General features: G+C 37.5%; 11 protein-coding genes. 4 read left to right on the forward strand and 7 right to left on the reverse strand.

The window, feature by feature from the left end:
- Positions 1-4: 4 nt before the first annotated feature.
- Positions 5-1,111: a GerAB/ArcD/ProY family transporter gene (locus tag LKW28_RS02600; protein ID WP_229138774.1), complete on the reverse strand. Its 1,107-nt coding sequence runs from the start codon at positions 1,109-1,111 to the stop codon at positions 5-7.
- On the reverse strand, positions 1,059-2,777 hold the full coding sequence (locus tag LKW28_RS02605) for a spore germination protein (protein ID WP_229138775.1): 1,719 nt from the start codon (positions 2,775-2,777) through the stop codon (positions 1,059-1,061). The genes LKW28_RS02600 and LKW28_RS02605 overlap by 53 nt, the downstream gene beginning before the upstream one ends.
- A 286-nt stretch (positions 2,778-3,063) precedes the next feature.
- Here LKW28_RS02605 and LKW28_RS02610 point away from each other — a divergent pair, with 286 nt between their 5' ends.
- On the forward strand, positions 3,064-4,029 hold the full coding sequence (locus tag LKW28_RS02610) for a nuclease-related domain-containing protein (protein ID WP_229138776.1): 966 nt from the start codon (positions 3,064-3,066) through the stop codon (positions 4,027-4,029).
- Between the two features lie 208 nt (positions 4,030-4,237).
- On the opposite strand, the gene LKW28_RS02615 is transcribed toward LKW28_RS02610, so the two are convergent.
- Positions 4,238-4,843, reverse strand: a complete 606-nt coding sequence (locus LKW28_RS02615) for an alpha/beta hydrolase (RefSeq protein WP_229138777.1) — start codon at positions 4,841-4,843, stop codon at positions 4,238-4,240.
- A gap of 172 nt (positions 4,844-5,015) precedes the next feature.
- Here LKW28_RS02615 and LKW28_RS02620 point away from each other — a divergent pair, with 172 nt between their 5' ends.
- Positions 5,016-5,504 (forward strand): hypothetical protein, encoded by a 489-nt coding sequence (locus LKW28_RS02620; protein ID WP_229138778.1) that lies wholly within the window; start codon positions 5,016-5,018, stop codon positions 5,502-5,504.
- Positions 5,505-5,578: 74 nt separating this feature from the next.
- A complete protein-coding gene (locus LKW28_RS02625) occupies positions 5,579-6,586 on the forward strand; it encodes a DUF3231 family protein (RefSeq protein ID WP_229138779.1) in 1,008 nt (335 codons plus the stop codon).
- A gap of 27 nt (positions 6,587-6,613) precedes the next feature.
- On the opposite strand, the gene LKW28_RS02630 is transcribed toward LKW28_RS02625, so the two are convergent.
- The 4 genes from LKW28_RS02630 to LKW28_RS02645 form a co-directional block, all read right to left on the reverse strand.
- Positions 6,614-7,462, reverse strand: coding sequence for a MurR/RpiR family transcriptional regulator (locus LKW28_RS02630; protein ID WP_229138780.1), 849 nt, complete (start codon positions 7,460-7,462; stop codon positions 6,614-6,616).
- 4 nt (positions 7,463-7,466) lie between these two features.
- A complete protein-coding gene (locus LKW28_RS02635) occupies positions 7,467-8,852 on the reverse strand; it encodes an aspartate aminotransferase family protein (RefSeq protein ID WP_229138781.1) in 1,386 nt (461 codons plus the stop codon).
- 163 nt (positions 8,853-9,015) lie between these two features.
- A complete protein-coding gene (locus LKW28_RS02640) occupies positions 9,016-11,022 on the reverse strand; it encodes a TRAP transporter permease (RefSeq protein WP_229138782.1) in 2,007 nt (668 codons plus the stop codon).
- A 128-nt stretch (positions 11,023-11,150) separates the two neighbouring features.
- The gene (locus LKW28_RS02645; RefSeq protein ID WP_229138783.1) at positions 11,151-12,158 is read right to left on the reverse strand and encodes a TAXI family TRAP transporter solute-binding subunit; all 1,008 of its coding nucleotides are present in this window, start codon (positions 12,156-12,158) and stop codon (positions 11,151-11,153) included.
- A 369-nt stretch (positions 12,159-12,527) separates the two neighbouring features.
- Here LKW28_RS02645 and LKW28_RS02650 point away from each other — a divergent pair, with 369 nt between their 5' ends.
- Complete coding sequence (locus LKW28_RS02650) at positions 12,528-12,956, forward strand: DUF4064 domain-containing protein (protein WP_229138784.1); 429 nt, start codon at positions 12,528-12,530, stop codon at positions 12,954-12,956.
- Positions 12,957-12,983 lie beyond the last annotated feature (27 nt).

Consider the following 12,983-nt stretch of genomic DNA (forward strand, 5'->3'; position numbering starts at 1 on the left):
CCACCTATGCTTTGACACTACCACTTTTTTTCACCTTTTTCTTTATTAGGTCGACACAAATTAAAAGGGCCGGATAACCAATTGTAATGATCAGGCCTAGTCTTCCGAAAATTTGGATCACATCGTATAATTGCAAGATATTTTGCGGAATCATGGCGATAACAAAGACGATTGGCAATATAAAGAAAGAAAGCATCTTATGATCGCGTAATCCAACCATTTGACTTATGGAGTGAACAGTAAACATATAACTAGATAACAGTGTAGTAAATACAGCAATTACCCAGACTGATAAAAATACAACATCTAATCGCTGAAGGATATTTCCAGGAATTGAAGTCGTACGCGCTAGTTCAAGCGTTGGCCATAGCAGATTCAGAATTTCACCTGGACCAAATACGGCAACAGTTGCGATGACAATTAAAAGGTATAACCCGCCGGCTATAACCATTCCCCATATACTCGCATTTATCGCTTTTTGCGGATGGCGCATGAATGGAATAATCATTGTAATAATAAAAGAACCCTGGAATAATGCCGCAATGGTAAAAGCGCCAACTAAATAGTTTCCCGGTTCATTTCCAAGGATCGGAAATAAATATAAGGTATTTGCGTTTTTTAAGGATAAAGCAACTACAATCAATGCGGGCGCTAAAACTATCGGCAAATAAAAATTATGTATATAGGCAAACACATTCATCTCATTTCTTGTAGAAAGTGCAGCTAGTATCAGCATGATAATAACAGTTACCTCTAACGGGGTTTGCTTAAGGATGGCAGTAATAACAACTGCTCCAAATTCACGTGATGTTAATCCTGTTAAAACGGCAAAGAAGAGAATGATGACTATGTTTGGGACCTTCCCTAGCCATTTTCCTAAAATATCTTCACCATATAAAATGATCGATTTCTGTGGATGACGCATTCCTAAAAATGTAATTAATCCAAGTCCGATTGAAGCGATGGCGATACCCGATAAAGTTACAAAAGGAGCACCTGTATCGGCAGTCCGAACTGCAAAAAGTGGCAGGGCTAATAAGCCCACTCCGATAATTGTGCTAATTAAAATTGTCGTTGCTTGAATCACTGTTATCTCTTTTGGATACTCCACTAGGACGTTCCTCCTCCCATTTTTCATTCCCAACCTTGACTGGATCCAATGTGTTTTTCGGCGCCTTTGTAACTTCCTTCACCTTACCTAAGCGATCGGAGTTTTGTGGATGAAACATGGCAGGCCGTTTCGGCATCCACCAAAAAGGGGATCGAATGACAACATCCTTTAACCCTTGAAAATTACCCGGCGTAACTGGACTCATATAAGGGACTCCAAAAGATTTTAAAGAAAGCATATGATTAACAATAAAGATAACCCCAATTACCACTCCATAAAGTCCAAAAAAAACTGCCATTATTACAATTGGAAATCTTAGCATCCGAAGCGCAAATGCTGCATCATATGCAGGTGTTGCAAAGGAACCGATTGTAGTCATTGCTATCACCACAACTGTAATTGGACTTGCAATCCCGGCCTCAACCGCTGCTTGCCCAATGACAAGAACTCCTACAATGGAAAGAGCTCCTCCTACCTGCTTAGGTAATCGGACTGTCGCTTCACGCAATATCTCCATTGCCACTTCCATGACCAATACCTCAATAACAGCTGGAAAGGGAACTCCTGCTCTTCCCCCCGCCACTGCCACAGCAAATTCGGTTGGAAGCAACTCAGGGTTAAACGAGATAAAGGATACATAGAGTGATGGAAAAATTAATGAAAAAACTAAAGCAACCATTCGTGCAAGACGGACAAAGCTACCCATTAGAAATCTGGAAGAGTAGTCCTCCAAGGTTTGATAGAATTGATTAAATACAACCGGAACAATTAGTGCGAATGGTGATCCATCAACTAGAATTGCAACCCTGCCTTCTAAAATATTACCAACCGTCTTATCAGGTCGTTCTGTACTTTGGATCTGCGGAAAAGGGGACATATGGTTATCCTCAATGAATTGTTCAATATACCCAGCATCAAGAATCGCATCAATATCAATTTTTCCTAATCGATTCTTCACCTCTTCCACTAACTCAGTAGTTGCAATCCCTTCAAGATAACAAATGGCTGTCGTCGATTTTGATATACGACCAATTTCCATTGTTTCAACACGGAAATCAGCCGTCTTTAATCGATTCCGTAATAACGACACATTTGTCTGCAGCGATTCGATATACCCTTCCCGCGGTCCCAAAATGACCTGTTCTGTTTCAGGTTGGGTAATCGAACGCTTTTCGATTTTTTTCACAGTAAATTGAATGCCAGAGCCGACACCATCAATAAGAATAATGGCTTCTCCACCTAATAAAGCACTTATGATTTTTGCCAGATCCGATTCAATGGTTGTATCATTATGAAACATGGCCTCGTTTATGATGAATTCGACCACATTTTGTTTCGTAAGTTTTTCTAGTTCCGTATGAATCGGGACATACATGAATGGTTTCATAATTTCATTATTAATGACGTCTGTATCAACGATGCTTGAAAAATATACAATTGCTGCCCGAAATTTACCGTACATTTGAAATTGCCGACAAAAGTAATCGACATTTTTCCCTAAAAGATTTTTCAGTGATTCCAGTGTTTTATCGAGGTTTTCTCCTAGTTGATCATTTTGAAGTTCTTCTACCAATTGATGTGGAATACTATTTTCTTTTTGTACTGATGCCTCAATTGTTTTATTTGACCTTCGTTTCGGACTCCTCTTAATAGTGGACCACGACATTGCGTTACCTCTTTCTTCAAAAGAGACATTTTTTAATATATTCCTCCATAATTGGAAAATTATTCTCCATAAATACCTGGTTCGAATACTGAATGCTGTTGTTTGCTGCTATCGCGCAATTATCCAGATTAAAGCGCAATTACTCGAAATAAAGCGCATTTACACCAATTTAAAACGCAATCCCATGGATTGACCATATAAACATATAAATTTTTTCTCGAATCTTGCAGGATTTTGATGTTTTTTATTGAATAAATAACCTATTAAATCCGAAGGAGCTAACAAAATGACAAAAGAAAGAAAATTGCCGAAACAAATTGAACAAATCAAAGCCTTGCGTATACGTCTATCAAAGTCACATCCAAAATATGATCTTGTTGAGGAAGATTTTCGGAAAAGGATGAGTGGATATAAGGGGGAAAGATCGTTAGACTATTATCTAAAGTTTCTTCCCGAAAAAAAATACCGGATTTTAAAAGGACTTCGTCTTCTTGATAATTCAACGAATACCCACTTCGAAATAGATAACCTTCTTATCTCAAAATCCCTAATTCTGGACCTTGATGCAAAAAATCATAAAGGTGAGATATATTTTGATTATCAATTTAGCCAAATGCATCAGACCTATGACAATATAAAAAATACGTATGCTTGTCCTCTTACTCAATTACACCGCCATCAACTACAAATTAAAAGACTGTTACAATTTTATAAAATACCAACGATACCAATTGAATCATTGGTTGTATTCACAAATCTTTCTACCACCCTTACTTCATCACTAAATCATCCACATGCACATAAAATAATCCACAGTGCCAGTCTTCTTTCGAAAATAGAACAATTTGAGAAAATCTACAGAAAAGAAACCCTTGAGAGTAAACATATTCAAAAATTGACCAAATTGTTGCTACGCTTAAATACACCATTTGATGGAAATATTCTGGATCGGTTTGGGATTAAAGTTTGTGAACTTTTAAAGGGAGTACACTGTCCTATATGTGAAGCATTACCTATGGCAAGAACGCCTCGTAAGTGGAAATGTCTTAAGTGCGGATATTCCTCATTTGATGCGTACCATGACTCCGTTTCACATTATTTTCTTCTAACAGGAAACCAAATCACCAATCAAAAACTACGAGATTTTTTACTTCTTCCATCCAGGCATTCAGCTAGAAATATATTAAATTCCTGGAATTTAACACACGAAGGAAAAACAAAAGGTAGTGTTTATTCTTATCGAGAAGAGTGAATTTTTTTCGACGCAAAAAGCCCAAGATTGTTGGAAATATCCACTTTCTTGGGTTAAAAATCTGTTCATATTTTGTTATCGCGCATAAATTTAAAATAAAGCGCAATTCCTCAAAACTAATGCGCATTTCTCTTTTGCTATCGCGCAATTATTAAAAATAAAGCGCATTTCCAGCAAATTAAAACGCAATTAGCCAAAAAAGCCTGATTTAGAAATGTTTTTTATACCATTCTGAAGCTGCTGCGACTTCTGTTCCTGTTAACATGTGACCATTGTTTTCCCAGTGGATTTCGACGTCTGCATTTGCATTTTGTAAGAGATCTTGAAGGTCAATTGTTTCCTGTGCAGGACAGATTGGGTCATTTTTACCGGCTGTGATAAAGACTGGTGTGCCCGTAAGTTCCGGTAGTTCAATATCGCGTCTTGGCACCATCGGATGATGGAGGATTGCTCCTTTTAATGCATTCTTGTAATGGAACATTAAGCTACCAGCAATATTGGCTCCATTTGAATATCCGATTGCTATGATGTTATCTCGATCAAAGGAATATTTCGCTGCTGCTTCATCAAGAAATTCATTTAATTCTTTTGTTCGATAAATAAGATCCTCCATATCAAAAATCCCTTCAGCTAAACGGCGGAAAAAGCGGGGCATACCATTTTCAGATACATTTCCACGAACACTTAATACAGGTGCCTCTTCATCAATATGTGGTGCCAGTGGCAATAAATCAGATTCTGTTCCTCCTGTTCCATGCAATAACAGAAGTGTTGGTTTTGTTTTATCTTTACCTTCACGGAAAATGTGCTTCATTGTAATTCCCTCCATACAAAAATAATCTTTCTAGTATTTCCTATCATATTTAAAAAATAGATTGAAATTAAATATCTTAAGTTCAAGGTAATGTACTATCCCCTTTTTGTCAAATGTCATAAAACAAGGACAAGCCACATATCCTTTTATATACGTTTTTAGGAGGGGCAGTATGAGTCGAAAATTAATTTTCGTGTTTATTTTACTAGCATTTTTAATAGGATGCACTTCAAATTCGAAGACAGCGTCAGAACTATACATCACTCTTGATCAGGATCTTTCACAGAAGGACCGGGCTTTGTTAGATAGCTTACAAAGTCATGTGCAAAAATTTATTCAACTAAATAATGAACTCGAAATGCTTATAGATGATATGAAAAAAAATGATGAACTTGAGGCTGCCGTTGAAACAATGCAAATTGCAAACGAAGAAGCTATGTACATTTTTAACTTAATTGAGCTCGATGATCAGCCAACTAATAAAAGTTTGAATGAACTAAGGAATCAGGTTCAAGCCACAATTGAAAAATATATGAAGGCTATGAACAAGCAGCTTAAAGGGATTTCAACAGGTGATCCAAAGATGACGGATCAAGCCTATGATGAAATAAAATTAATTAATGAGGAATTTGAAAAATTAGATCTTTCAATGAAAGGTTAATTGCCTTCATGTTAAGAATAGAAATCAATATTTAACCTATACTACTTTATATGAAGATTTGAGGAGGTGGCCTCATGGAAAAGAATAATGTTCGCTTATCAAGTGCTGAGATAAGTGGATTATGGACATCTTTTTTGCAGGGTAGTATGACTGTTTGTTTAATAAAATATTTTCTTCATCATCTAAAGGATGATGAACTTAAACCTATTTTGGACGAGTCCTATCGAATATATAGTGGACAAATGAAAGAAATAAAACGGATTTTTACAGAGGAGAAGATTCCGATACCCGATGCGTTTGGTGATGAGGATTTGAACCTGTCTGCCCCGCCACTTTTTTACGATCCATTTGGGTTAACTTTTATTTATGCAATGTCTCGAATGAATATGGTTAATTTTAGCTTCACCACTTCAAATATGGCTAGACAAGATGTTCGATCGTTTTTTTCAAATTGCCTTACAGATGCATTGAATCAATATAATGAGGCTACACAGCTAATGCTTGAAAAGGGAATTTACGACAGGCCGCCAATGGTCGTCTATCCTACAAAAAATGAGTATATTGAAAAGAATAGCTATTTAACGAAGATCATTGGTGAAAAAAGACCTTTAAATGTAATCGAAATTACGGATTTGTTTTTTAATATAGAACGGAATTATTTTGCAATTGTACTTTGTATGGGATTTCAACAGGTGGTTCAAGACAAAGAAATCTTAGATTTTATAAAAGAAGGAAGAGAGATTTCTGAGAAACAAATAACTTTTATAAATGATTTATTAAAAGAGGAGAATCTTATGGGCACCACGTCTATCCCAATGGAGGTGACAGTTTCAACCGCTTCTCCTTTCTCCGACAAACTAATTTTGACTCTATTCCATGCTTTAAACGGAATTGATATTACTCTGCTTGGCCATGCCCAAGCATTATCGATGAGAACGGATTTAGTTGCATTTTATTCAAAAACAATTGGCGAGATTTTCTTATATGCCGCTAAAGGATTTAAAATGCTAGTCGAACGCAGATGGTTACAGGAACCACCCCAAAATCTAGATCGAAGTAAATTAAATAACATTCATAAATAAACGACGGGCAACTGTGAGGCTCGTCGTTTATTTATGGAAAATTTGAAACCTATCCCACACTTCTTCCAAATCTGTAAGATGTTTTTCTATTTCTTTCCGCTTCTTTCGACCAACCGCTGTTAATAAAGCATTTACTAAACTTAACGGCGCGACAAAAGAATCTATATAGGATGGCATTTCACTCGGCGAGCAAAGTGTAATATTGGAATAAGGAATCAAAGGAGAAAACATCGTATCTGTGATAGCAATTACATTTGCCCCACGTTCTTTTGCAAAAGAGATTGCATCAATAGTATTTTTCGTATATCTCGCATAGCTAATTCCTATTACAATATCCCCTTCTGTTATTCGAAATAGCTTTTCGGAAATACCATTTGGGTTTCTTATTAATTCCGTATTTTGGAATAACAGGTCTAAATAAAATTCCATAAAGAAACCTAGTGAAACCGCACTTCGATTCGCAACAATAAAGATCCTTTTAGCATCGATAATAGCTTGAACAGCCTGATGGAATGCTATTATGTCAAATTGATCAGCCATTTTTTGGATTCGGACTATTTCCTCCTGAAACATTTCGTAAACAGCTTTATCCTCCGAATCATAAATATCATCAGAGATTTTTAGTCTTTCCACAGTAGTAAGCTGTCTTTTTACAGAATCCTGCATTGCTTTTTGCCATTCGGGATACCCGCTATATCCAAGAAATGTAGAAAATCGAACAACGGTTGCTTCACTAACCTCTGCCATTTTCGCCAACTGGCCTACTGTAAAAAATGGAACTGATTCTGCATTGTCTAAAACATACTTTGCAATTTTACGTTGGGATTTACTCATTTCTGGTAATTTATTTGTGATGATTTGGTACACTTCTTGCATCTTATTAATCGATTCCTTTCACAATCTTAATCGCCCTTTCATGCTTTCTGACAGTTTCCTCGATATCCACTTCAGTATGCACGATGGACAATGAATAGCGATTAAGTGGCTTTGTATAAATTCCAAGCTTTATTAGCTCATAATCTATTTTTTTACGGAAATCCATATCTGCCTTTACTAAATCACGATAATTTCGTATTTTATGATTGGCATGTACAATATTAAAAATACTGCCAATTCCAACCGTCTGCATCGGTACCCCATATGAGTGGTATAGTTTTTCAAGGTCAGTACGAAGGTTATTCGTTTTTTGCAGTAATTCCGGATACACATTTATCCCTTCAAGTACGTTAATTGTTGCTATTCCCGCTGCTAATACAATTGGATGACCATTATAGGTTCCACTATGAAATAGAACTTGTTCTTTAAGCGAAGCCTTTCCACCTGCTGATAAAATATCGCCGCCTTTGGACGGGTCCATAATCTCCATGATATCTTGGCGACCACCAACTGCCCCAATCGGAAAACCACCACCCAATACCTTTCCCAGTGCAGTAAGATCCGGTTTTATTCCATAAATAGATTGTGCTCCCCCAAGCGTTATGCGAAATCCAGTCTTAACTTCATCGAAGATTAGAAGGATCCCAAGGTCCTTTGTTAGTTTCCGAACCCCATCCAAAAAATTTTCTTCAGCCGGAATAAATCCACCTTGTACTGGCTCGATAATCACAGCTGCTATTTCGTCCTTATTTTTCCGTAATATATGTTCTGTTGAATCTAAATCGTTAAAAGGTAGAATAATTGTATTTTCGACGTGATGTGCTGATAACCCTTTTGATTCTGGTACAGATTTTGGTCTCTTCTCATCACCAGCTTCATCGATGGTTGGATTGACACTTAATAATACCTCATTGTAGCCTCCATGATAATGGCCCTCATATTTTGCAATAGTTGTTTTCCCTGTATAAGCTTGTGCCAATCGAATCGCTAATAATGTTGCCTCTAAGCCCGAATTGGTAAAGCGGACCATTTCAATACCCGGAAAATAATCAATTAGTTTATTTGCCATTTCAGCTTCCAAAAGATGTGGCGCCCCAAAAACTGCCGTGCCCGCAGATGTTAATTGATTATAGACTGCAGAAGTAACCTCGGGGTGACCGTGACCAAGAAGAAGTGCCCCATAGCATAATAAATAATCGATATATTCATTTCCATCGACATCCACTAATCGACTCCCATTCCCTTTTTCCATAAATATAGGATGAGGTGAAAAATATTTAATGTTCGCGGAAACGCCCCCAGGAATGACTGATTTGGCATTTAAAAAATAGTTAGCAGACCTAATTGTTTTTTCAGAAATAAACCCATTATTAGATTGGAACGGAATCACTCGAAACCACCCTTTCGAAATATATATTTCATTATAAAAAAATATGAAATATTTATTTCATTATAGAGCAGGATAATCTAGATGTAAATAGGAAATTTGTAAAGTCTTCCAGTTACCTAACCACTAAAAAAACACCCTTTGTTGAGAAAGGGTGGTTGAATACTTAGTTTAGTGAAATCGTTGGCGCCTGAATATTTTCTTTTGGGCGACGAGATTGGATAAACAAAATGGCCAATAATGCAAGTACGCCTGCTACTCCGAAATAAATACTCGGTGAAACAAGTGAAAGTCCCGAAGCAAATAGGATAATTCGCTCCCAGACAAAGGTTCTTCTTATGAAGAAACCTACCATAGCTGTACTTATTCCAATCATGCCGATAATTGCAGTTATCACAGAAATGGTCAAAAATGGTATTTCATAGTCTATTAAAAGCATTTGAGGGTTGATTACAAAAATAAATGGAATAATATAAGCTGCTGTCGCTAGCTTTGTTGCCGTAACACCTGTCGAAAATGGATTTGCCCTTGCTAAACCTGCTCCGGCATAGGCTGCTAAACAAACCGGTGGAGTAATATCTGCCACGATTCCAAAATAGAATACAAACATATGAGCTGCGAGTACTGGAACATCTAATCCAAGGATTAAAGCTGGTGCTGCCATTGTTGCTGTAACAACATAGTTTGCTGTTGTGGGAAGTCCCATACCAAGAATTAAGCATGCGATCATCGTAAAGATCAAAGTAAGGATTAAGCTTCCTCCACCTAATGCAATGATACCATCTGCAATACGTCCACCTAGCCCCGTTTGAACAACTACTCCAACAATAATTCCGGCAGACGCACATGCTGCGATTACTGGCAACGCAACCCTTGCCCCTTCTTCAAGTGCACCTATAATGCTTTTTAAGGACATTCTTGTGTCTTTACGAACAAGACTTACTAAGAATGATACAAGAATCGCAACCAATGCAGCACGCATTGGAGTCTTTCCAGTTAGTAATGTATAAAAAATAACGATGAGGGGCAGCAATAGGTACCCTCGTTCAAGCATTAATTTTTTTGCACTCGGTAAGGTCTCCTTTGGAACCCCGACAATTCCAATTTTTTTCGATTCGAAATGTACCCCCAAAAACACTCCTAGGAAATAGAGGATCGCTGGGATTATTGCAATAATCATGATTTGGCTATACGGAATATTTGTATAGGATGCCATGATGAATGCAGCCGCCCCCATGATTGGTGGCATGATTTGGCCACCGGTTGACGCAGATGCTTCAGCTGCAGCTGCAAACTCTGGCTTATACCCGGCTTTTTTCATCATTGGAATCGTGAAAGAACCAGAGCCAACGGTATTTGCAACTGAACTTCCTGAAACCATACCTTGCATGGCACTTGCTACGACTGCAGCTTTTGCCTGACCTCCCGTAAATCGTCCTGTGATAGCAAAAGCTATGTCATTGAAAAATTGTCCCACACCTGTTCGGATTAACATAACTCCAAAAAATAAGAATAAAAAGATAAAGGTCGAGGAAACTTGGATCGGAGTACTATAGATTCCTTTTGTTGTTAAATACAAATCTGTAACTAATGTATTCCAGGAAAAGCCACGGTGGGCAAATAGTTTTGTTGGAATCAAGTTTCCATACAATGCATAAAGGATGGCGACACTCGATACGATTACAATCGGGAGTCCGACACATCTTCTTGCTGCTTCAAGAACAAGTAAAACCCCTAATGTTCCAACAATAAAGTCTGGGGTTGTATATCCAAATACAATTCTTTCTGTTACAAGTTCCTCATAGAATATTACATTATAATACCCAACGCCTAAAGAAATGATTGCTAAAAGTACATCATACCATGGTATACCTTTTTGTTTACGATGCAGCCCTTTTTTGACAGGGTATAATAAGAAAATTAAGCCAAGCGCAGTTCCCAGATGAATGGGTCCCTGAATACGTGCTTCAAACGCTCCGCGATAACCCGTATATAGATGAAAAATAGTAAGACCCACCGCCAAAACGAGAATGATCCATTTCCAATTTCCAAGGTTCCTTCGGTACGTACTTTCCCGATCGTATTTTTCCAAAATCTCCTCTGTCGATAAATTATCGTTCTTTTGAGCAGACGCGTTTGAATCGTTCATCTCCTTTTTCTTCCACCATTTCATTCTCCTCACCACCTGTAAAATCTGTTAAGTATATAGTCCTGTTTGGAACTTTGAACGGATCCGATTATTATTGTGGAAAAAAGGGCTGGCACGCATTGTGTCAAGCCCTTTGTTTCAACTTGAAGCTATTAATCTAGTATTCCAATTTCCTTATAGTACTTCTCTGCACCAGGATGTAGAGGTAAATCACCTAACCCGCTCAGTGCATTTTCTTTTGTCATATGTGCTGCTTGTGCATGTGTGTTTTCACTTGCTTTTTCAAGCATAACCTTTGCAAGCTGGTACGCTAGTTCATCATCAACTGTATCTGTATTTGCAACTAGAACAGCATATGCCGATACAACATCGGCATCCTCTTTTAGCCATTCATAAGAGCCAGCCTTAATTGTGTATCCAGTATAACCGCTGCTTTCTTCAACTGTTTTTAGCTCATCACCCTTTACCTCCAAGAACTTCACATCTCCAACCGATGCTTGAAGCTCATCAATTCCAGCATCTGGTAATCCTAGCAATCCGAATGAAGCATCAATGGTACCATCCTGAAGCTTCGACTTGGCATCACCAAATCCTTCTTGGTATGCATCATAATCCCCATCATTAATACCATAGGCTGCTAATACTGCTTTTGTTGCGGTTTGCGTTCCACTTCCTGGAGGTCCAATCGCAATTCTCTTTCCTTTCAGATCAGCAATCGTTTCAACACCTGTGCTTTCGCGTGTAATGATTTGAAGAACTTCTGGATAAATATGTCCGATAAATGCAAAGTTCTCAACCTTCTTACCCTTGAAGTCACCTTCTCCATTCAGTGCATTATAAGCTGGCAGGTTCACGGTCATTCCAAGGTCAAATTCACCATTTGAAATCTTCGCTAGATTTTCTACAGAGGCTCCTGATTCTGTTGATGTCACGTTAACGCTTTCAATATTCTTGTTCCAAACATTCGCCATCTCGGCTCCCAGTGGAAAATATGTACCACCTTGGCTACCTGTACCCATAAGAAGATCAACTGTTTCTTTTTTGCCGCTATCCTTTCCTCCATCATCCTTGTCGTCACCATTCGTGTTATCACTACTACAAGCAGCAATGACTAAAACCAATGCTAATAGCAAAGTAAGAAATGAGTACTTCTTAAGCATTTGCATTCCCCCTATTATTTTTTTATGTAGATCCTCTGTAATGAGGTTTCCTACCAACCACTATATTGGTTTAAATTGGTATATTTACCAATTATGAACCTATATTTCTAGGGTAACATATAATGTTTATAGTTTGCAAAATTTTTTTAATATTCTATTAACGCATTTGAAACAATACATTTTAAATAATATGGTGTGATCTTGAAATTTATCGTTTGTTTTTCACATTTTTTTTGAAACCTTTTCCTTCTCTTTTCGTAAATAGAACTAATTCCAATTTTGGAGAGGTTTAGGAAAAAAATAGATTGCATACTATATACTGTATAGTACAATCAAAAAGAAACATTTTTTATGAGGGGGAAACATCTTATGAAACGTACTGGGGAAATTGTATTAACGATTATTGGAGCGTGTTTTTTTGCATTAATTAGTGTATTTGGATTTATGTTTATAGGTCTTAGTGACGATAATGCATTTACGCAAGAAATGGAGAACATCGCTGCTCAAGATCCAGCTCTTGAAGGAACTGATGTGAGTTTTATGGCTGATATAGTAGCCGCTGGTGGCTGGTATTTCATCATCGTGGGGATCCTTGCCGTTATTCTTGGAATTGTATCTCTTCTTCTTTTAAAAGGCGATAAGCATCCAAAGGCAGCTGGTATTATTTTAATTATCGTAGCTGTCCTTAGCGCACTTGCAACGATCCTAATCTCGATCATCTCAAGTATCCTTTACTTAGTCGCAGGTATCCTTTGCCTAGTTCGAAAGCAAAAGGAAACATTTAATACGGAGTACTAATGAAAAAAGCTTGAAGGTTTTGCCTTC

Origin of the sequence: Bacillus sp. REN16 (assembly GCF_020731355.1) — a bacterium.
Classification (GTDB): domain Bacteria; phylum Bacillota; class Bacilli; order Bacillales; family Bacillaceae_L; genus Ferdinandcohnia.